Source organism: Streptomyces sp. NPDC107575, from assembly GCF_055657265.1.
The window spans coordinates 212,711-231,633 of sequence record NZ_JBVKBG010000005.1; the positions used below are offsets into that span (position 1 = coordinate 212,711).

An 18,923-nucleotide genomic window follows, 5' to 3' on the forward strand; every position below is an offset into this window, starting at 1 on the left:
GGCTCAGGCGGGCAGCAGGGCGCGCAGTGCCGCGCGTTCGGCCGGGTCGGCCGGGGCGCCGTGCAGGGTGGGTGCGGAGCCGAGGAGGAGGCGTGTGTAGGGGTGCTGGGGGTCGTTGACGACGGTGTCCGTCGCTCCGGTCTCGACGAGTTCGCCGCGGTACAGGACGGCGATCCGGTCGGCGACGCCGGCGACGGAGCCGAGGTCGTGGGAGATGAACACCAGCGCCGTGCCGTCCGCGCGCAGTTCCTTGAGGATCTCCAGGATCTGGACGCGGTTGGCGGAGTCGAGGGCGCTGACGGGTTCGTCGAGGATGACGAGCCGTGGGCGGTTCACCAACGCCCGTGCCACGGCGACGCGTTGGCGCTGCCCACCGGACAGCTCGCCGGGAAGGCGACGGAGCAACCCCTCGCCCAGCCGCACCCGTTCGAGATGGTCGCGGATCCGCTCGGCGGCCTCCGCGCGCGGCACGCCGCCGACGCGCAGGGGCTCGCTCAGGGACTCCTCGATGGTCAGGTCCGGGTCGAGGCTGCGCAGCGGGTCCTGGAAGACGTACTGGATCACGCCTCGGCGGCGCAGTTCGCGCCATTGGCGGCGACTGTGGGCGGTGACGTCCGCTCCCCCGACGGTGATCGTGCCGGACGTGGCGGGGACGAGGCCGAGGACGGCGCGCGCGAGGGTGGACTTGCCGGAGCCGGTCTCGCCGATGAGCCCGAGCGTCTCGCCGGGCGCGACGGTGAGCGAGACCCCGTGCAGGGCTCGGCGGCGGCGCCGTCGGGGGCCGTAGTGGACGTCGAGCGCGTCGATCGCGAGCACGGCACGCGGGGTGTGGTCGCTCATGCGTCCTCCTTGACCGGGGCCGCCGGGGTCCCGGTGCGGAACCTTTCGAGGCCGTACAGCTCGTGCTCGGCGATGAGCAGCCGGGTGTACTCGTGGCGCGGCGCGTGCAGCACCTGGCTCGTGGGGCCCTGTTCGACGACGGTGCCCTCCTTCATGACCAGCACCTCGTCGCACAGCTGGGCCACCACGGCGAGGTCGTGGGAGACGACGACGAGGGCCAGGCCCGTGCGGTCGCGCAGGTCCGCCAGGAGGTCGAGGATCTCCGCCTGGACCGTGACGTCGAGTGCCGTCGTGGCCTCGTCGGCGATGAGGACGCGGGGCTCCGCGGCGATCGCGGTGGCGATCAGGACGCGTTGCAGCATGCCGCCGGAGAGTTCGTGGGGGTACTGGCCGTAGCTGAGTTCCGGGTCGCGCAGATGCACGGTGCGGAGCAGTTCGACGGCGCGTTCCCGTGCCTCGCGCCTCTTGAGGCCCTTCTTCACGCGGAGCACCTCGGCGAGCTGTGTGCCGACGCGGATCGAGGGGTTGAGGTAGGAGGCCGGGTCCTGGAAGACGGCGGCGATGGTACTGCCACGCAGCCGGGTCCACTGCTTCGGGGCCAGGGGGGCGGTGTCGGTGCCGTCGAGTTCGACGTGTCCGCCGGTGATCTCGAAGTGCTCCGGCAGGATGCCGAGCGCGGCGCGGCAGGTGAGGGTCTTACCGCTGCCGGACTCGCCGACGATGCCGATCGTCGTGCCGGGTCCGAGGTCGAAGCCGACGCCGTGCACGATCTCCCGGTCGGTGGCCGTGTCGGCGATCCGTACGTCCCGCAGGGAGAGCACGGGGGCTGCCCGGGGGCCGTCGTCGTGCCTCTGGTCGCGGGCGAGGTCGGTGGGCGCTGTGGTCATGTCGTACCTCCGGCGGGGGCGGTCTCGTCGAGGCGGTTCCGTCCGGCGCCGACGGGGGCCCGACCGGCCGTGCCCGACACGTCGCGGATCGCGTCGGCGAGGAGGTTCGCGGCCCACACCGTCGCCATGACGAGGAGGGCGGGCGGGAGGGGGGCCCAGGGCTGCTGGCCGAGGTAGCCGAGGTCGGAGGCGAGCAGCCCGCCCCAGGTGGGTTCGGGCGGCTGGACGCCGATGCCGAGGAACGTCAGGCTCGACACGATCACGAAGCCGGTGCCGACGGTCTGCGCGAGGGCGACCGCGAGCGGCGGCAGCACCTTCGCCCAGACATGGCGTCGGACGATCCAGCCGATCGAGGCACCGGAGATCAGCGCGGCCTCCACGTACGGGGATCGGGCCACGGCCAATGTGGCGGCGCGGGACACCCGGTAGAACAGCGGGGACACCAGGGCGCCGGTCACGAGCATCGCCTGGGTGATGCCGTTGCCGAGCAGCGCGATCACCGCGACCGCGAACAGCAGGAACGGCAGCGCGACGAGGGTGTCGGCGAGCCGCAGTGTCAGCCATTCGAAGACCCGGCCGAGGTACACCGACAGGATGCCCGGGATCGACCCCACGACCAGTGCGGTCAGGGCGACTTCGAGGGAGCCGAGGACGCTGACCCGGGAGCCGTCGAGGAGCCGGCTGAGCACGTCGCGGCCGAGGTAGTCGGTGCCCAGCCAGTGCTCCCACGACGCGGCGGCGAGGGTGTCACCGCTCGTGGCGAGGGGGTCCTGCGGGGCGAGCAGCGGGCCGAGGAGCGCGAGCAGGGCGACGACGCCGAGGATGACGACGGCGATGCGGCCCGTGGTGAGGACGAGGATGCGGCGGGTCATGGCGGCTCACACCCCCCGCTGGGCGGCCGGCGTGACACGCGCCAGGACCAGGTTGACGATCAGGTTGAAGCCGACGACGAGGACGATCGACACCACGAGCACTCCCTGTACGGCGGGTACGTCGCCGGCCTGCGCGGCGTCGTTGGCGAACCGGCCGAAGCCCTGCAGGCCGAAGATCCATTCGGTGACGACGGAGGCGCCCACGAGGGCGGGGAACTTGAGGCCGAGGGTGGCGAGCGTCGGGCCCAGGGCGTTGCGCAGGACGTGCCCGAGGAAGACGCGGCGCGAGCTCAGGCCACGGACCACGGCCCCGGTGACGTAGTTCTCGCGCGACGCCGCGATCAGACTCGTCCGCAACTGGCGTGCCACGTCGGCGACGACGTCGCAGCTGAGCGCGAGCGCGGGCAGCAGGATGTGCAGCGACCAGGGGCCGAAGCCCTGCGCGAGCGGCACGTATCCGGCGGACGGGAACCAGCCGAGGCCGACGGCGAACACGGTGACCAGGACGATCCCGACGACGAACGCGGGCATCACCGAGATCACGGTGACGAAGCCGGTGACCGCCCGGTCGATCCAGGTGGTGCGGCGCAGCGCGGCCACCGTGCCGAGGACGAAGCCGAGTACCACGCCGATGACGAGCGCGGCGCCCGCCACGGACAGGCTCACGCCGAGGCCGGTCCCGATGAGGGTGGAGATGTCGGAGCCGTTGGTCCAGCTGGTGCCCAGTCGGCCGTGCAGGACGCCGTTGAACCAGTCGCCGTACTGGGCGAGGAAGGGCCGGTCGAGTCCCCATTGCGCCTCGACGCGGGCGATGGCCTCCGGGGTCGCCTTCTCCCCCAACTGGATGCGGGCCGGGCTGAGTCCGCTCATCGAGCGCAGCGCGAACGTCACGAACGTCGCCACCACGAAGACCGGGACGAAGATCGCGACGGAACGTCCGAGGGTGGCGAGGACACGGCCGAGGAGGTGCGCGGTGCTGTTCCTGGTGCGGGGCATGCCGCTCACGCCCCGGGCTTGATGGTGACGCCGGTCCAGTCGATGTGGGCCGGGTTCTTCGGGAGGTCGGAGACGTTCTTGCTCTTGGCGATGAGGTTCGGCTGGGAGTACGTGAAGACCAGCGCCCTGCTGTCCAGCCCCGCGCGGGTCGCGGCCTGGAGGACCTTCGGGTAGTCGGGGTCGTCGATGCGGGTCTCGCGGACCTTCGCGATGGCGTCCTCGAAGCCCTTCGGCTCGTAGGGGGTGCTGAGGTTGAGCGGTCCGTCGGGGCCGAAGTGCGCGGTGAGGGTCTGCGCGGCGGAGTCGCGTCCGGTCGTCGAGTACAGGGAGAACGTCAGGTCCTTGGCGAAGAACGGTGTCGCCCAGTTCTTGTCGATCCTGATGTCGACCTTGATGCCGACCTTGGCGAGCTGCGACTGGACGATCTCGGCCTCGGGCTGCTCCTCCGGGATGACGAGGTCGAGCTTGATGTCACCCGCCTTGTATCCGGCCTGGGCGAGCAGCTTCTTCGACTTCGCCGGGTCGTAGGGGTAGGCGTTCGCCGACTTGGGGTCGTAGGCCGTGTACCCCTTGGGGAACGGCTGGTCGGTGGCCTCTCCGTACCCGAACGTCAGCTTGTCGACGAACTCCTGACGGTTCATGGCGTGGCGGACCGCGTCGACGACCTTGTCGTTGTCGAACGGCTTCTTGTTGACGTTCAGGCTGAGGTTGGAGGCGTTGAAGCCGGGCTGTACGAAGACGTCGAGTCCGGCCTTCTTCGCGGCGTCGGCCTGGCTGGGCTCGATGTCGGCGAAGTTGTAGACACCGGTCTGCAGTCCGGAGACGACGGTGGAGGCGTCGGGTGCCGAGGTCAGTTCGACCTGGTCGATGTGGATGTTCTTGGCGTCCCAGTAGTCCGGGTTCTTCTTCAGGACGGCCTTGGTGCCGGGGATGAGCTGGGTGACGGTGAACGGTCCGGCGCCGACGGGCCGCTGGTCGAGCTTCGCGGGCGACTTCGCCGCCTTGGGGCTGGCGATCTGGAGGACGCGCTGCCCGAGCAACTGCGGTATCTGGTAGTCGACTTGTTTGAGGTCGACGATCGCGTCGAGTCCCTTCGCGCGCACCGATTCGATCGACGTGAGGTCTCCGAAGAGAGCGGAGTTCTTCTGCTTCTTGGCGCGCTCGATGGCCGCCTTGACGGCGGCGCCGTCGACGGGTTCACCGTCGCTGAACTTCTGCCCCGGGCGCAGATGGAAGGTGATCCGGTCGCCGCGCTTGTTGTAGTCCCAGCTCTTGGCGAGGTCGGGGACCGCGTTCCCCTTCTCGTCGGTGCGCGTCAACGAGGCGTAGACCATGGAGAGTTCACGGAACTGGGCGCCACTGCCGCCGACCACCGGGTCCCAGTGGGTCGGGAAGTAGGTGGAGGTCCACTTCAGGGTGGCGCCCCCGCCGGCCGCCGAGGCGTTGTCGCCGCCGCAGCCGGTGAGGGCGGACACGAGAAGGAGGGCGGTCCCGGCGGCCGGGGCGGCGGCCTTCAGGGTGCGTCGGCGCGTTCTGGGCATGGGGCGTCCGGACATGAGTGTCTCTCTGCGACGGCTCCCGCGCTTCGAGGGCAGCGCGAAGGAGCGAAGGACAAGGCACGCGCAGCCATCCCGCGACGTGCGCAGGGGCACACCGGTGGGCAGGGCGGAACGCGGTGAAGGAGGCATGACGGGCGAGGGGCTCGAAGAGCCGGCCGTCATGAAAGAGCGTCCGAGGCGTCCTGAGTTCCCGGGCAGTCCCGGGGAGAGGGTTCAGGCGCGCGGGGAGCTACGCGGAGGGGAAGAGTGTCAGCGACAGAGTGCGCTGCACGTGCGCCGCAGGTCCACGTAGCGGCACACCACGCCGGGGTGCGTCGTCAGCATGCTGCACATCCTGACCCGCCCGGTCCCCGGCTGTCAATGGACACCAATTGGTGTCTCATCACGCGGGACGGCTCGACGTCGCTGGTCAACGCGGTGCCAGGGGGCCGGACTTGCCGTGGGGACGCGTGGCCGGATGCACCGCGGCCTCGCTCGGGCACAGCCACAGCGGGCCGTTCGCGGTGTCCGCGCGGACCGCCTCCGGGGGCGGCCAGGGACCGCTCGCCAGGGCCTTCCGTTCGGGTTCGGTCAGGGTGCGGTGGCGGCGCAGCGCCTCGGCGGCGGGCAGCGGCTCGGCCGGTGCTGCCACCGGACCGGGGCTCAACTCACGCACCGCCGCGAGGTACTCGTCGTACGGCCGCCACCCCGGCACCACCCGATGCCCCGCCTCCCCGCGCACGAGGACCGTCGGCAGCGCGTACCGCAGGCCCGCCCCGTCGTCCGTCTCCTTGGCCGCGCCGGGATGCGGCGAGTCACCGGGCAGCGGCGCGAGCACCTCGGGAACCGGGCGGCGGGCCTCGGCACGGTCGGCAAGGACCTTCTGCCGTACGGATTCTGATGTGGTGTCAATGCACAGGCGGTCGGCATCGAGCCCGGGGACGTCGCGGACGGCGGCCAGGGCGAGGTCGAGCGTGTCGGCGGGCTCCCCCAGGACGAAGACCGTCTCGCGCAGGCGTCGCAGCGCCCGCGCGGCCGGCTCCTCCCCCTGGGCCTCGGCCGCCTTCGCGACCAGGGACGACGGCCACGAACTCGCCGCGACCCGGCTCAGACGGGCGGCGTACGGAGCGCGGGTGTGCGCGCCGATCTCCTCGATGTACCGCGCGTACCAGGCGGTCTCCGCCGCGGGGTCGGGTGCCGGGTCATCGTCGTCGTCGAAGAGGATGCAGTACACGCGCCGCCATCGGGCCCGCCCGGCCAGCGCCTGCCGCAGCCTGCGGAAGGTCGGCTCGGAGCCCCAGGCCCAGGGGCACAACGGGTCGGTGTACTCGACGACTTCGAGTGTTCCGGTCACCGGGTCGCCGCTCACGCGACCTCCTGGGAAACCACCGGCACCGCCTCGCCCTCCGCGAGGAGCGCCGCCACGGTCACCCCGCCGAGGACGGCGGCGGCGTCCGCCTCGATCCGGCGCCACACCTCCGGCAGCCCTCGGGCGGCTCCGGTGTAGCCGAGGCCGGAGAGCGGCTCGCCGCGCAGGGTGAGCAGTTCACCGTCGACGGCGCGGGTGACATCGAGCAGTGTGATGGCGTCGGCCGGCACGCCCAGCCAGTAGCCGCCCACGCATCCGCGCTGACTGCGTACGAGCCCGGCCTTGCGCAGCTCGCCCACCACCGACTTGAGGAACCGGAACGGAATCCCCTGGGCGTCGGCGATGGCCTCGCAGGTGAGCGGCTGTTCGGGGGCGCGGGCAAGCTCGAGGAGCGCGCGCGTGGCGTAGTCCGCCTTCGCGGAGATATGCATGGCCACATGATGCCCGAAGAGCGCCGCGGGGCAAGGTCCGCGGCCCGTCCGGCCGAACATTGCGGGAACATTGCCGCAGGTGAGAGGCAATGGACACCTCTTGACATCTTTTCCGGAGCCGCTCTAGCGTCCCCTCATGAGCGAGCCGTTGACCACGCCCGGTGAGGGCTTCCACCCTCATCTCCACGACGCCCCGAACTCCCCTTCCGCTCCGCTGCGTTCGCGGCTGCACCACATCCGCGCCGACGCCCTGGACGGCGACACCGCGCAGAGCGGCGGCATGCGGCGCTTCGCCGCCGTCAGCGGGAACACGGTGGGGTCCGAGAAGCTGTGGATGGGCCAGACCCATGTCGCCCCGTCGACCGCGTCCTCCGACCACCACCACGGCGAGTCCGAGACCGCGATCTACGTGGTGAGCGGGCACCCGGAGTTCGTGTTCCTCGACGACTCGGGCAGCGGCGAGGAGGAGGTCAGGCTGCGCACCTCCCCCGGCGACTACATCTTCGTTCCGCCCTACGTGCCGCACCGCGAGGAGAACCCCGACCCGTCCGACGAGGCCGTGGTCGTCATCGCCCGCAGCACGCAGGAGGCCATCGTGGTCAACCTGCCGAAGCTGTACGCGCTTTCGGATCCCGACGCTTCCTGACCGGCTCTGCGAGGATGGCCCCATGAAATCGATCTCTTTCCCCGGTGCCAAGGCGCCGTCCTCCAACGTCGTCCTGGGCCTGATGCGCATCGCGGAGCTCGACGACAAGGCCGTCCGCGGCCTCTACGACAGCGCCCGCGACGCCGGAATCAACAGCTTCGACCACGCCGACATCTACGGGCCGACGCGGCACGCCTGCGAGGAGCGCTTCGGGCAGGCGGTCACGCTGAGCGCCGCGGAGCGCGAGTCGATCGTCATCCAGAGCAAGGTCGGCATCAGGCCCGGCTACTTCGACTTCTCACGCGAGCACATCCTGGCCACCGTCGACGAGTCGCTGGCGGCGCTGCGCACCGACTACCTCGACATGCTCCTGCTGCACCGCCCCGACACCCTCGTCGAGCCGGAGGAGGTCGCGGCGGCCTTCGACGAGCTGCACGCGTCGGGCAAGGTCGTGAACTTCGGTGTCTCCAACCACACACCGGGACAGGTCGAGCTGCTGAAGTCGGTGGTGAACCAGCCGCTGGTCGCCAACCAGGTCCAACTGAGCATCACGCACGCGCCGTTGATCGCCTCGGGGATCGCCGCGAACATGGCGGGGCTCGACCAGTCGGTGAGCCGTGACAACGGGCTGCTCGACTACTCGCGGCTCAACAAGATGACCCTGCAGGCATGGTCGCCTTTCCAGAAGGGCTTCTTCGACGGTGTCTTCGTCGGCGACCGTGAGAACTACGCGGAGCTCAACACCGCGCTCGACGAGCTGGCCGCGAAGTACGACGTGACCCCGACCGGCATCGCGGTCGCCTGGATCACCCGGCACCCGGCCGACATGCAGGTCGTGCTCGGCACCACCAACCCGGGCCGGGTCGCCGACTCCGCGGCGGGCTCGGACATCCCGCTCACGCGCGAGGAGTGGTACCGGCTGTTCACCGCGGCCGGGCACACCCTGCCGTAGCCGCCGCACTGGGCCCCGCCTGCGCGGGCGGGGCCCACCGTGCTCACTCGCAGTGCTCCCGCGAGCGTTCGCCGTCGCTCTGCGAGGCCACCGTCGCCGAGGAGCGCGACCCGACCGCGGGCGCGAGGAAGACGGCCAGCGTGGTGAACGCGAGGACGACCACCATGGCCGTCCGCAGCCCGTAGTGGTCGCCGAGGAAGCCGAGGCACGGCGGTCCGACGAGGAACGCGACGTAGCCGAGCATCGCCACCAGGCTCACCCGCGCCGCCGGGTTCTCGCCCGAGTCACCGGCCGCGGAGAGCGCGACGGGGAAGCCGAGCGAGGCGCCGAGCCCCCAGAACAGCACGGCCGCGCTGGCGAGGGCCGCGGAGTCGGAGAAGACGACCAGCGCGATGCCGACCGTCGCCGACACGGCGCTGGCCCGTACGACGGGCTTGCGGCCGAGCCGCCCGATGAAGTACCCACCGACGAACCGGCCGATGGTCATGGCGGCGGCGAAGCCGGTGTAGACGGCCGAGCCGAGCGCGGGGTCCATGTCGTGGCCGTCGACCATGAGCAGCGGCAGCCAGTCGTTCGCGGCGCCCTCGGCGAGCGCCATGGCGAGGATGATGCCGCCGAGGAGGAGCAGCTGGCGGTCCCGCCACACCTTCGCCTTCGACGGGCCCTGTGCGGCGTCCGCATTCTTCGAACCGTCCGCGGCCTTGCCCACGCCGCTGGGGATGGATCGGATCGCGTACCCGAACATCGCGGTGGTGACGACGGCGACGGCGATGAGGTGCCACTGCACGGGGAAGTCGACGGCCGTGCACAGGATGCCGACCGCCGCTCCCACGACCGTGCCCAGGCTGAAGAAGCCGTGCAGCGTCGGCAGGATGGTGCGCGCGGTGATCCGTTCCACCTCCGCGCCGTCGATGTTGATGGCGACCTCTCCCCCGCCCATTCCGGCGCCGAAGAGGAGCAGCCCCGCGGTGACGAGGGGCGCGGAGGCGGCCATCGCGCCGAGGCCGATGACGGCCATGCTGAAGGTGATCAGCACGGTCGCCACGCCCATGACGGGCCGCGAGCCGAACCGGGCGACGAGGGTGCCGGAGCACAGGATGCCGATCATCGAGCCGACCGAGAGCCCGAAGAGAATGAGCCCCATCTGCGCGGTCGACGCGCCCAGTTGGTCGCGGACGTCGGGGGTGCGCGTCACCCACGACGACATCGACAGGCCGGGTATGAGAAAGAAGAGGAACAGTGCCGTCCGCCTGCGGCGGGTGTCCAGGTCCATCGGTAGCGTGCTCTCTCTTGTGGGGAGGCCGAAGAAAGATCATAGGGGCGGCACCCGCCGGCCATGGCGGGTGCCGCCCCTGCGGGCGGTCGCGGGATGTCGCTACGCCTCCGGGTGGCTCAGCCTGATGTCCAGGTCGCCCGGCTCCGCGTCGCCCACCCGCAGCGTCTGCGCGGCCGGCGGGTACCCCGTCGCGATGACCGAGTAGTCGCCCGCGTCGAGGTCGGTGAAGGCGTACGCGCCGTCCGCGCCGGTGGTCGTCGTGGCGATGACATTGCCTGCCGCGTCGACCAGGGTGACCCGTGCGTCGGCCAACGGGCCGTCCTCAGCGCCCGCGCGGACCACACCCTGCACCCGCTTGCCGACCCCGAGCACGAGCTCGACCCGGGTCACGCCCTGCGCGCCCGTCTCCACCTGCTGGGCGGTCGGCCGGAAGCCCGGCGCGTTCACGGCGAGCGTGAACAGGCCGTTCACCAGGCCGCCGCAGGCGAAGTCGCCGTGCAGTCCGGTGCGCGCCGTGGCCACGACCTCGCCGCGGACGTCGGTCACGACGACCAGTGCCTCGGGCACCGGACGGCCGCCGGACTCCCGCACCAGGCCGGCGAGTCCGCCGGTGCCGGTGAGCAGGATGTCGTGGGAGAGGAGTTCCCCGTCCACGGTGACCGTCGAGGCCTGCGGCTGGTGCCCGTCGGCCGCGACGATCAGCACGTAGGTGCCCGCGCCGGGGACGTCGAGGCTGTAGGAGCCGCCGGAGTCGGTGACGGAGCGGCTGATCTGCCGGCCGCCCGTCGAGATCAGCGTGATCGCGGCGCGTGCCACGACCTCGCCGCCGCCGGTGCGGACCGTGCCGAGGATGCCGTTGCCGCTCGGGGTGAACGAGCGGGCTCCGTCGGCCTCCGCGGTGGACGCGGTGACCAGGTGCTTCTGCGGCTGGGCCGCGCCCTGCGCGCCGACGGAGGCCGTGACGAGCTCGCGCTGCGGCTCGGCGGGGTGCGGGACGGCGCCCTCGGGCACCTCGTCGGCGGGGCTCGCCGCGCGGGCCTCGTCGAGTTCGCGCAGGCCCTCGCCCTCGACGTCGACGTTGGGCAGCGCGCGGTCGAGCCACTTGGGCAGCCACCAGGCGCCGCGCCCGATGAGCGCGAGAACCGCCGGGACGATGGCCATGCGCACGATGAACGCGTCGAAGAAGACGGCGACGGCGAGCCCGAAGCCGATCATCTTGATCATGGATTCGGTCGAGCCGATGAAGCCCGCGAACACGGCCATCATGATGACCGCGGCCGCCGTGACCACGCGGGCGCTGTACCGGAACCCGGTGACGATGGCTTCCTTGGCCGTCTCCCCGTGGACGTATGCCTCGCGCATCCGCGTCACGAGGAACACCTCGTAGTCCATCGCGAGTCCGAAGACGACACCCACCATGAAGATCGGCATCATCGACATCACGGGCCCGGTCTCCTCGACGCCCATGAGGTCGGCGAGCCAGCCCCACTGGAAGACGGCGACGACGGCGCCGAGCGCGGCCAGGACGGACAGCAGGAAGCCGAGCGCGGCCTTCAGCGGCACCAGGATCGAGCGGAAGACGACGATCAGGAGCAGGAAGGCGAGGCCGACGACGAGCGCGAGATAGGGAAGCAGCGCGTCATTGAGCTTCTGCGACACGTCGATGTTCATCGCGGTGGTGCCGGTGACCATCAGCTCGGCGCCCGAGTCGGCCTTGATGCCGTCACCCGCGTCGCGGATGTTCTGCACCAGGTCCTCGGTGTCCGTCGAGGTCGGCTTCGACTTCGGGACGACGCTGAGCATCGCGGTGTCACCGGACTTGTTGAACGTCGGCGGGGTCACCACGGCGACGTCGTCGAGACCCTTGACGGTCTTGGTGACGTCGGCGACGGCGGACTTCGGCGCGTCACTGTCCTTGGCGTCGACGACGACCATCAGCGGCCCGTTGAAGCCGGGGCCGAAGCCCTCGGAGAGCAGGTCGTACGCCTTGCGCTGCGTGGTGTCGGTGGGCTGCGAACCGTCGTCGGGCAGGCCGAGTTCGAGGTCCATCGCCGGGACGGCGGCCGTGCCCAGGGCAATCACACCGAGCAGCAGCACGGCGACCGGGTGCTTGACGACGAGGCGCGCCCAGCGGGTGCCAAGGGCTGCCTTGGGCTCGGCGTGCTCCCCGTGGGCGTGGCCCTGTTCCTGGGCCCTGCTCTCGGCCTTGCGCTGCTTGCGCTTGCTCTTGGCGCCCGCGGGACGCACGCGGCGCCGGGCGATGCCGAGCAGGGCGGGGATCAGGGTCAGTGCGACGAGTACGGCGATGACGACGGTGCCGGCGGCCGCGAAGCCCATCTTCGTCAGCATCGGGATGTTCACGACCGCAAGGCCGACGAGGGCGATGACGACGGTCAGTCCGGCGAAGACGACGGCGGACCCCGCGGTGCCGGCTGCCCGGCCCGCGGCCTCTTCGCGCTCGCGGCCCTCGGCCAGTTCGGCTCGATACCGGGACACGATGAACAGCGCGTAGTCGATGCCGACCGCGAGGCCGATCATCATCGCGAGCGTGGACGTCGTCGAGTCCAGGTCGAGGGGCTTGGCGAGCGCGGTGATGGCGGAGACGCCGATGCCGACGCCGAACAGCGCGGAGACCAGCGGCAGTCCGGCCGCGATCAGCGAGCCGAGGGTGATGACGAGGACGACGGCGGCGACCACGACGCCGATGACCTCGGTCGAGCCGGTCTCGGGCACGGCCTGCAGCGCGTCGCCGCCGACCTCGACGGTCAGGCCCTCGTCACGGGCGTCCTGTGCGGCGTCCTTGAGCGCGTCGCGCGAGGAGTCCTCCAGCTCCATGCCGGAGACCTTGTACGACACCTGCGCGTACGCGATGGTGCCGTCGCGGCTGACCGACTTGGCCTTGTACGGGTCCGTCGCACTTTGGACCTCGGAGCCGCCGCCGAGTTCCTTGACGGTGTCGCGCACGACGCGCTGGTTGGCGGCGGAGGTGATCTTCTCGCCGTCCGGGGCCTGGAACACGACGCGCGCGGTGGCGCCGTCGGCGCTGGCGCCGGGGAAGCGGTCCTCCAGCAGGTCGAAGGCCTTCTGGGCCTCGGTGCCCGGGATCGAGAAGGAGGAGGATGCGGCCGTGGGGGCCTGGGAGGCGCCCACGCCCACCGCGGCGAGGACCACCACCCAGAAGAGGGCGACGAAGTACCGTCGCCTGAAGGCGAATCGGCCCATTTTGTAGAGGAATCGAGCCACGAGGGCGTACTCCCGGTCAGGTCGTTTTTGGTGCTGGGCAGGGGACTTCGGCCCGACGACGGTGAGCGGTGGCGTCAGGTGCGTGTGGGGGGAACTGTTGTGTACGGGGGGGGAATCAGGCGCAGAGGGCGGGGAGGACCACTGCGTCGATGTATGAGATGAGGTACTCCTGGGTGGGCGGCAGTTCGTCGATCACGCCGCGGGTCGCCATCGCGCCGACCATCATGTGCAGCGTGTAGTCCATCGCCGGGTTGCTCTCGCGGATCTCGCCCCGGGCGACGGCTCTCTGGAGGACCTGGTCCAACTCCTCCAGCTCCGGTTCGATCAGCAACTCCCGGAACGCGCGCAGCAGATCCGGATCGCTGTGCATCGCCATGGCGAGTCCCCGCATCAGGGCAGTCGACTCCTCGACGGAGCAGTCGTCGTGCCGGTGGGCGAGCGTGTGGAGGTCACCGCGGAGGGTGCCGGTGTCGATCTCGGCGATGTCGACCGGCTTGTGGTGCCGCATCGCCTTGACGACGAGCGCGGCCTTGCCGCCCCACTGGCGGTAGAGCGTGGCCTTGCTGGACCGGGTGCGGGCCGCGACGGCGTCCATGGTCAGCGCGTCGTAACCGACTTCACGCAGCAGCCCGAGCACGGCGTCGTACAACTCCGCCTCGCGCTCGGCCGTCATGCGTCTGCGCCGCACGGTCGTGCCGGTCCCACTCACGCGCTGCTCCCCCTCACGGCTGTGCCGAACGAAACGGTTTCGTACGACGGCAGACTAACCCGCCCCCGCGATGAAACGAAACCGTTTCGTACGTGGCCCGGGTCACGCCGTGTGCAAAGGTGAAGCTCCATGAGCGAATTCTTCCCCTGCGCATGGCGTGATCCCGTCTCCGACGAGGAGATGGTCGACCTCGTACGCTCCCGCGGCGACCACGCCTTCCTGGGGGACACCAAGACCCGGGGCACACACCAGCGGCGCGGTATCGCCACGGCAGTGGTCCGCCTCGCGGCGGCCCGTGCGCGGGAGTCGGGCTGCGAGTGGCTCCATGTCGACTTCGAGCCCGAACTCCGCGACTTCTACTTCCAGGCATGCGGATTCAGGCCCACCGAGGCGGGCCTGATCCGGTTGCGTTCGTAGGGGTCAGGGGTTGGCGCGGCCCCTCTCGCGCAGGGAGGTGACGGTGACGCCCGGGGACAGCCGGCCCTCCGTCACCTTGAGCTGGATGATCGCCGCGCGGCCACAGGTGAGCGCGCGCTCCAGGGCCGGGGCGAACTCCTCGGTCGTCGTGACCGTTTCGCCGTGGGCGCCGAAGGCCTGGGCGTACGCGGCGAAGTCCGGGTTGCCGAGGGCCGTGCCGCTGACCCGGCCCGGGTACTCGCGCTCCTGGTGTGCGCGGATCGTGCCGTACTGGGAGTTGTCCAGAACGAGGATCAGCGGGGCCGCGCCCTCGGCCACGGCGGTGGCGAGCTCCTGCCCGTTCATCAGGAAGCAGCCGTCGCCCGCGACGGAGACCACCCGGCGGTCCGGGTGGGCGATGGCGGCCGACACTGCGGCGGGCACGCCGTAGCCCATCGAGCCGTTGCGCGGGCCGAGTTGGCGCATGCCGTCGCGGTACGTCAGGAAGCGCTGCGCCCAGATGGCGTGGTTGCCCGCGCCGAAGGTGACGATGGTGTCCTCCGGGAGCCGGGTGTCGAGGTGTGCGAAGACCTCCCCGAGGTCGAGCGGATCGCCGTCCGGCTCCGGTGTGCGGACGGCCAGGTGTGCGGCCCGCGCCTCCTTGGTGCGCTCTGCCCAGGGCACGGGCGAGGCGGGACGCAGGCCACGTATCGCGGTACCGAAGGCCTCGGGGGCGGCGAGCAGGGTGAGTTCGGCGCGGTGAACGACGCCGGGCGGCTGCGCCTCGGGGAGCACCTGCACCAGGAGCGGGCCCGCCGTGTCGTCGCCGACCGTGGGCAGTGACCGGTAGCCGTCCGTCGTGACGTCTCCGGGCGCCGCGCCGACGCTCACCAGCAGGTCCGCCTCGCGCACCCGATCGGAGAGCGCCCTGGCTCGCCCGTAGCCGAGGTTGCCGACGTAGACCTCGGCCTCGTTGTCCAGCAGGTCCTGGCAGCGGAAGTCCACGGCGACCGGCAAGGACCATGCCTCGGCCCACGCGCGGACATCGGCGCGGGCCTGATCCGTCCAGCGGCTGCCGCCGAGCAGCACCATTGGCCGTTCAGCGCGGGTCAACAGGCCTTCCAGTACGGCGAGTTCCTCGGCGGACACGCCACCCTTCGGCACCGGCAGCGGCCTGGCGTCGGCGACCTCGACGACGTCCGTCAGCATGTCCTCCGGGAGCCCGAGGACCACGGGCCCCGGCCGTCCGCTGCTCGCGACGGCGAAGGCGCGGGCCACGTACTCGGGGATGCGGGCCGCGTCGTCGATGGTCTCGACGAGCTTGGCATGGGTGCCGAACGTGCCGCGCAGGTCGAGCTCCTGGAACGCGTGCCGGTCGGTGTGCCCGCGCGGCACGAGGCCGATGAACAGGACGAGCGGGGTGGCGTCCTGGTGGGCGGTGTGCAGGGCGACCAGCGCGTTGGTGGCGCCCGGCCCCCGGGTCGTGAAGCACACGCCGGGGCGCCCGGTGAGCTTTCCGGAGGCCTCCGCCATGTATCCGGCGCCGCCCTCGTGGCGGCACACCACCATCCGGACCGGGGAGTCGTGCAGCGCGTCGAGGACGGCGAGGTAGCTCTCGCCGGGCACACCGTAGACGGTGTCGACGTCGTGGGCCCGGAGCTGGTCGACGAGGACCTGGCCGCCGGTGCGGGCAAGGCGGTGCGGGGTCATGCGGGAACCTTTGCGTTCAGTGTGTCGCTGGAGGGAAGGGAGCCGTGCCTGCGCAGCACCGTGCCGGCCGCGACGGACCCGGCGACGGTGCAGGCGGCCACGCCGACGAGGAGCAGCGCGGCGCCCCAGGAGGCGCCGCCCGCCGCACCGGTGACCGAGGCCGCGATGAGCGGGATGAAGCCGCCGAGCACCCCGGCGAGGTTGTACGACATGGCGACGGCGCTGTAGCGGAACTCCTCGGGGAAGGGCGAGGCGACGACAGCGCCGATCGGGCCGTACGGGATGGACAGCGCGCCGATGCCGAGCGCGACGCCGAGGTACACCAGCGGCGTCTGCTTGGTGTCGACGAGCCAGAAGGCGGGGAACGCGGCGAGCATGGTGACGGCGGCGCCGATGGCACACACCTTCCACGAGCCGATGCGGTCCGCGAGCCGTCCGCCGGCGATGATGACACCGATCTCGACGACGGCCCCGACCACGGTGGCGTTGAGCATCGTCTGTTTGTCGATGCCGAGTTCACCGGTGCCGTAGCTGATGATGAACGTGGTCATGAGGAAGAAGCCGCCGACGCCCAGGAGCGCGGCCCCGACGCCGACGATCATGCGGCCCCAGGTGCGGCGGAACGCCTCGACGAGCGGCGCGGGCGGCGGCCCGTTGCGCTCGGCGTCGTCCTGCATGGCACGGAAGACCGGGGACTCCTCGATGCGTACGCGCAGGTAGAGCGCGAAGCCGAGCAGCGGGAACGCGGCGAGGAACGGCAGCCGCCAGCCCCAGGAGTAGAAGGCGTCGTCGGGCAGCATGCCGACGAGGGCGAAGGCGCCGCTGGACATCAACGTGCCGACGGGCGAGCCGAGTTGGGGCACGGAGGAGTAGCTGCCGTGCTTCTCCTTCGGGGTGTGTTCCAGGGTGAGCAGCATCGCCCCGGACCACTCGCCGCCGACGGAGATGCCCTGGACGAAGCGCAGGACGGTGAGCAGGGCCGGCGCCCAGATCCCGATGGTGTCGTACGAGGGCAGCAGGCCGATGCAGCCGGTGGTGGCTCCCATCATGACGACGGTGATGATGAGGGACACCTTGCGCCCGTAGCGGTCGCCGATGTGGCCGAAGACCGCGGCGCCGATGGGCCGGGCGACGAAGCCGACGGCGAACGTGCCGAAGGAGGCGAGGGTGCCGGCCGCCGCGCTGAGGTCGGTGAAGAACAGCTTGTTGAAGACGAGCGCGGCGGCGGTGCCGTAGAGGAAGTAGTCGTACCACTCCAGGGCGGTGCCGCTGAACGCGCCGAACAACAGCCTTCTGATGTCCTTGATCGGGGGCTTCGCTGTGGTGCTCACGGGGTCTCCTGGGGAGGGGCGGCCTGGGTGGCCGGAGCGGAAGGGGGACCGTGGCGTGCGGGTGTGCGGGTGAGGTGGTGCGGATCGTGGGCAGGGTCGCCGTCCACGACGGTGGCGAGGACGCCGATCGCGCCGATGCGGTCGGGGTCCGTGCGGACGGGGTCGCCGTCCAGGACGGTGAGGTCGGCCAGATACCCGGGGGCGAGCCGCCCCTTGCGTCCGCCGAATCCGGTGGCGAGGGCCGAGCCCTCGGTCCAGGCGCGCAGCGCGGCGAGGGCCGGAACACCTTCGTCAAGGCCGTACGGGACCTTTGTTTCGGTCAGGCGCACGACCATCGACTGGATCGCGGGCAGCGGCGCGCCCGGCGCCACGGGCCGGTCGGAGCTGCCGGGGACGGGCAGCCCGAGGTCGAGGAAGGAGCGCATGCGGTACGACCAGCCGGTGCGTTCGGGGCCGAGCGCGGCGGCCATGGCGTCGCCGAAGGTGTGCAGGAAGTTGTGCTGCGGGACGGGCACGACGCCGAGTTCGGCGAAGCGGGCGAGCTGCTCGGGGCGGACGATTCCGGCGTGCTCGATACGGTGGTGGACGCTGGGGCGCGGCCGTTCCTTGTGTGCGCGTTCGAAGGCGTCGAGGGCCAGGTCGACGGCGCGGTCGCCGATGGCGTGCGCGGCGACCGTCCAGCCGGAGCGGTGCGCGGCGACGACGAGGTCCGTCATGGAGCCCGCGTCGCCCTGGAAGTAGCCGGTGGGCCGCTCCTCGTTGTGCGGGCAGCCGCAGAAGGGTTCGGTGACGGCCGCCGTACGCCCGAGGAGCGAGCCGTCCAGGAAGATCTTGACGGGGCCGAGGGAGAGCGTGTCGTCGCCGAAACCGGTGCGCATACCGAGGTCGAGGCCGAGCGTGATGTCGTCGTCGGTGTGCGCGGTCAGCGGGTGCAGCACGTCGGACGCGGCCATCAGTTGGGCGCGGGTGTGCAATCGGCCGCTTTCGCGGGCGAGTTGGTAAGCCGCCAGCTCGACCGGTGTCTGGCCGATCCAGCCGCCGCCGATCCCGGCCTCGGTGAAGCTGGTGACACCTTCGGTGAGGTAGTGCCGGGTCGCCGCGTCGACGGCGTCGGCGACGGTCTCCACCGGGTACGGCAGCACCTGGCGCTGCGCGAGACTCTGGGCGGTCTCCTCCAACAGGCCGTCGGGACGGCCGTGTTCGTCGCGCGACACGACACCGCCGTCCGGGTCCCGGAAGCCGTCCTCCAGCGCCCCGGCCGCGTGCAGCACGGGTGTGTTGACGACGCAGGCGTGCCCGGACGTGTGCTTGATCCAGACGGGCCGGCCGCCCGCCGCGCGGTCGAGGGCGTCGCGGTGCGGCCAGACGCCGCCGAGGTTGTTGTGGTCGAGCCCGGCGCCGAGCACCCAGGCGTCCGGGGCGAGGCCCTCCGCGTGCCTGGCCACGGCGGCGTACACGTCGTCCGCGGAACGGGCCGTGGAGACGTCGAGCTGGGTGAGGTTGAGGCCGAACCAGGCGGTGTGGCAGTGCGCGTCGTTGAAGCCGGGCACGACGGTGGCGCCGCCCGCGTCGAGCACCTGACGCGCGCCGAGTCCGGCCACGTCCTCGTCGAGGCCGACCACGACTCCGTTGAGGACGCCGAGGGTTGCGGCGGTGGGCCGTTCGGGGTCGAGGGTGCGGATACGGGCGTTGCGGACGAGCAGATCGAGCTGCATGGAAGCGAGGTC

At 71.4% G+C, this 18,923-nt stretch carries 16 protein-coding genes and 1 pseudogene; 3 read left to right on the top strand and 14 right to left on the bottom strand.

The features are described 5' to 3' along the window. Positions 1-3: 3 nt before the first annotated feature. From ACZ7L4_RS25775 to ACZ7L4_RS25805, 7 genes are all read right to left on the bottom strand, one after another. Positions 4-840, bottom strand: coding sequence for an ABC transporter ATP-binding protein (locus ACZ7L4_RS25775; RefSeq protein ID WP_472106033.1), 837 nt, complete (start codon positions 838-840; stop codon positions 4-6). Continuing rightward, positions 837-1,727 (bottom strand): ABC transporter ATP-binding protein, encoded by an 891-nt coding sequence (locus ACZ7L4_RS25780; RefSeq protein WP_472106035.1) that lies wholly within the window; start codon positions 1,725-1,727, stop codon positions 837-839. The genes ACZ7L4_RS25775 and ACZ7L4_RS25780 overlap by 4 nt, the downstream gene beginning before the upstream one ends. After that, a complete protein-coding gene (locus ACZ7L4_RS25785; RefSeq protein ID WP_472106037.1) occupies positions 1,724-2,599 on the bottom strand; it encodes an ABC transporter permease in 876 nt (291 codons plus the stop codon). The genes ACZ7L4_RS25780 and ACZ7L4_RS25785 overlap by 4 nt, the downstream gene beginning before the upstream one ends. Positions 2,600-2,605: 6 nt before the next feature. Then, a complete protein-coding gene (locus tag ACZ7L4_RS25790; RefSeq protein WP_472106039.1) occupies positions 2,606-3,595 on the bottom strand; it encodes an ABC transporter permease in 990 nt (329 codons plus the stop codon). A 5-nt stretch (positions 3,596-3,600) separates the two neighbouring features. Next, complete coding sequence (locus ACZ7L4_RS25795; protein ID WP_472106041.1) at positions 3,601-5,151, bottom strand: ABC transporter substrate-binding protein; 1,551 nt, start codon at positions 5,149-5,151, stop codon at positions 3,601-3,603. A gap of 412 nt (positions 5,152-5,563) precedes the next feature. Further along, positions 5,564-6,502 (bottom strand): DsbA family oxidoreductase, encoded by a 939-nt coding sequence (locus ACZ7L4_RS25800; protein WP_472106043.1) that lies wholly within the window; start codon positions 6,500-6,502, stop codon positions 5,564-5,566. Beyond that, on the bottom strand, positions 6,499-6,933 hold the full coding sequence (locus tag ACZ7L4_RS25805) for an RrF2 family transcriptional regulator (protein WP_472106045.1): 435 nt from the start codon (positions 6,931-6,933) through the stop codon (positions 6,499-6,501). The genes ACZ7L4_RS25800 and ACZ7L4_RS25805 overlap by 4 nt, the downstream gene beginning before the upstream one ends. A 136-nt stretch (positions 6,934-7,069) precedes the next feature. Between ACZ7L4_RS25805 and ACZ7L4_RS25810 the strand changes: the two genes are divergently transcribed. Then, entirely contained in the window at positions 7,070-7,579 is a 510-nt protein-coding gene (locus ACZ7L4_RS25810; protein ID WP_472106047.1) for a cupin domain-containing protein, read from the top strand. 22 nt (positions 7,580-7,601) lie between these two features. Beyond that, positions 7,602-8,531 (top strand): aldo/keto reductase, encoded by a 930-nt coding sequence (locus tag ACZ7L4_RS25815; protein WP_472106049.1) that lies wholly within the window; start codon positions 7,602-7,604, stop codon positions 8,529-8,531. Between the two features lie 43 nt (positions 8,532-8,574). On the opposite strand, the gene ACZ7L4_RS25820 is transcribed toward ACZ7L4_RS25815, so the two are convergent. From ACZ7L4_RS25820 to ACZ7L4_RS25835, 4 genes and pseudogenes are all read right to left on the bottom strand, one after another. Beyond that, positions 8,575-9,804 carry an MFS transporter gene (locus ACZ7L4_RS25820; RefSeq protein WP_472106051.1) on the bottom strand — a complete coding sequence of 410 codons (1,230 nt, stop codon included), beginning with the start codon at positions 9,802-9,804 and terminating at the stop codon, positions 8,575-8,577. Between the two features lie 102 nt (positions 9,805-9,906). Next, entirely contained in the window at positions 9,907-10,818 is a 912-nt protein-coding gene (locus ACZ7L4_RS25825; protein ID WP_472107342.1) for an MSCRAMM family protein, read from the bottom strand. Continuing rightward, positions 10,819-13,050 (bottom strand): annotated as a pseudogene (locus ACZ7L4_RS25830) (MMPL family transporter); the annotation flags it as partial. It lies immediately after the preceding gene. A gap of 115 nt (positions 13,051-13,165) precedes the next feature. Further along, a complete protein-coding gene (locus ACZ7L4_RS25835) occupies positions 13,166-13,723 on the bottom strand; it encodes a TetR/AcrR family transcriptional regulator (protein ID WP_472107344.1) in 558 nt (185 codons plus the stop codon). Between the two features lie 165 nt (positions 13,724-13,888). Between ACZ7L4_RS25835 and ACZ7L4_RS25840 the strand changes: the two genes are divergently transcribed. Then, positions 13,889-14,176, top strand: a complete 288-nt coding sequence (locus ACZ7L4_RS25840) for a GNAT family N-acetyltransferase (RefSeq protein ID WP_472106053.1) — start codon at positions 13,889-13,891, stop codon at positions 14,174-14,176. 3 nt (positions 14,177-14,179) lie between these two features. Here ACZ7L4_RS25840 and ACZ7L4_RS25845 read toward each other — a convergent pair whose 3' ends face one another. From ACZ7L4_RS25845 to ACZ7L4_RS25855, 3 genes are read right to left on the bottom strand one after another with little or no spacing between them, the layout of a single operon-like run. Beyond that, positions 14,180-15,865 (bottom strand): thiamine pyrophosphate-dependent enzyme, encoded by a 1,686-nt coding sequence (locus ACZ7L4_RS25845; protein WP_472106055.1) that lies wholly within the window; start codon positions 15,863-15,865, stop codon positions 14,180-14,182. Continuing rightward, entirely contained in the window at positions 15,862-17,196 is a 1,335-nt protein-coding gene (locus ACZ7L4_RS25850) for an MFS transporter (RefSeq protein ID WP_472106057.1), read from the bottom strand. Before ACZ7L4_RS25850 ends, ACZ7L4_RS25845 begins: the two co-directional genes overlap by 4 nt. Further along, positions 17,193-18,911 (bottom strand): amidohydrolase, encoded by a 1,719-nt coding sequence (locus ACZ7L4_RS25855; protein WP_472106059.1) that lies wholly within the window; start codon positions 18,909-18,911, stop codon positions 17,193-17,195. The genes ACZ7L4_RS25850 and ACZ7L4_RS25855 overlap by 4 nt, the downstream gene beginning before the upstream one ends. Positions 18,912-18,923 lie beyond the last annotated feature (12 nt).

What these genes read in the sequence shown, in the direction of transcription:
- ACZ7L4_RS25815 (WP_472106049.1), top strand. Translation starts at nt 7,602, where the DNA reads ATGAAATCGATCTCTTTCCCCGGTGCCAAGGCGCCGTCCTCCAACGTC.
- ACZ7L4_RS25840 (WP_472106053.1), top strand. Translation starts at nt 13,889, where the DNA reads ATGAGCGAATTCTTCCCCTGCGCATGGCGTGATCCCGTCTCCGACGAG.
- ACZ7L4_RS25835 (WP_472107344.1), bottom strand. Translation starts at nt 13,723, where the DNA reads ATGACGGCCGAGCGCGAGGCGGAGTTGTACGACGCCGTGCTCGGGCTG.
- ACZ7L4_RS25785 (WP_472106037.1), bottom strand. Translation starts at nt 2,599, where the DNA reads ATGACCCGCCGCATCCTCGTCCTCACCACGGGCCGCATCGCCGTCGTC.
- ACZ7L4_RS25810 (WP_472106047.1), top strand. Translation starts at nt 7,070, where the DNA reads ATGAGCGAGCCGTTGACCACGCCCGGTGAGGGCTTCCACCCTCATCTC.
- ACZ7L4_RS25845 (WP_472106055.1), bottom strand. Translation starts at nt 15,865, where the DNA reads ATGACCCCGCACCGCCTTGCCCGCACCGGCGGCCAGGTCCTCGTCGAC.
- ACZ7L4_RS25795 (WP_472106041.1), bottom strand. Translation starts at nt 5,151, where the DNA reads ATGTCCGGACGCCCCATGCCCAGAACGCGCCGACGCACCCTGAAGGCC.
- ACZ7L4_RS25790 (WP_472106039.1), bottom strand. Translation starts at nt 3,595, where the DNA reads ATGCCCCGCACCAGGAACAGCACCGCGCACCTCCTCGGCCGTGTCCTC.
- ACZ7L4_RS25780 (WP_472106035.1), bottom strand. Translation starts at nt 1,727, where the DNA reads ATGACCACAGCGCCCACCGACCTCGCCCGCGACCAGAGGCACGACGAC.
- ACZ7L4_RS25855 (WP_472106059.1), bottom strand. Translation starts at nt 18,911, where the DNA reads ATGCAGCTCGATCTGCTCGTCCGCAACGCCCGTATCCGCACCCTCGAC.
- ACZ7L4_RS25775 (WP_472106033.1), bottom strand. Translation starts at nt 840, where the DNA reads ATGAGCGACCACACCCCGCGTGCCGTGCTCGCGATCGACGCGCTCGAC.
- ACZ7L4_RS25820 (WP_472106051.1), bottom strand. Translation starts at nt 9,804, where the DNA reads ATGGACCTGGACACCCGCCGCAGGCGGACGGCACTGTTCCTCTTCTTT.
- ACZ7L4_RS25805 (WP_472106045.1), bottom strand. Translation starts at nt 6,933, where the DNA reads ATGCATATCTCCGCGAAGGCGGACTACGCCACGCGCGCGCTCCTCGAG.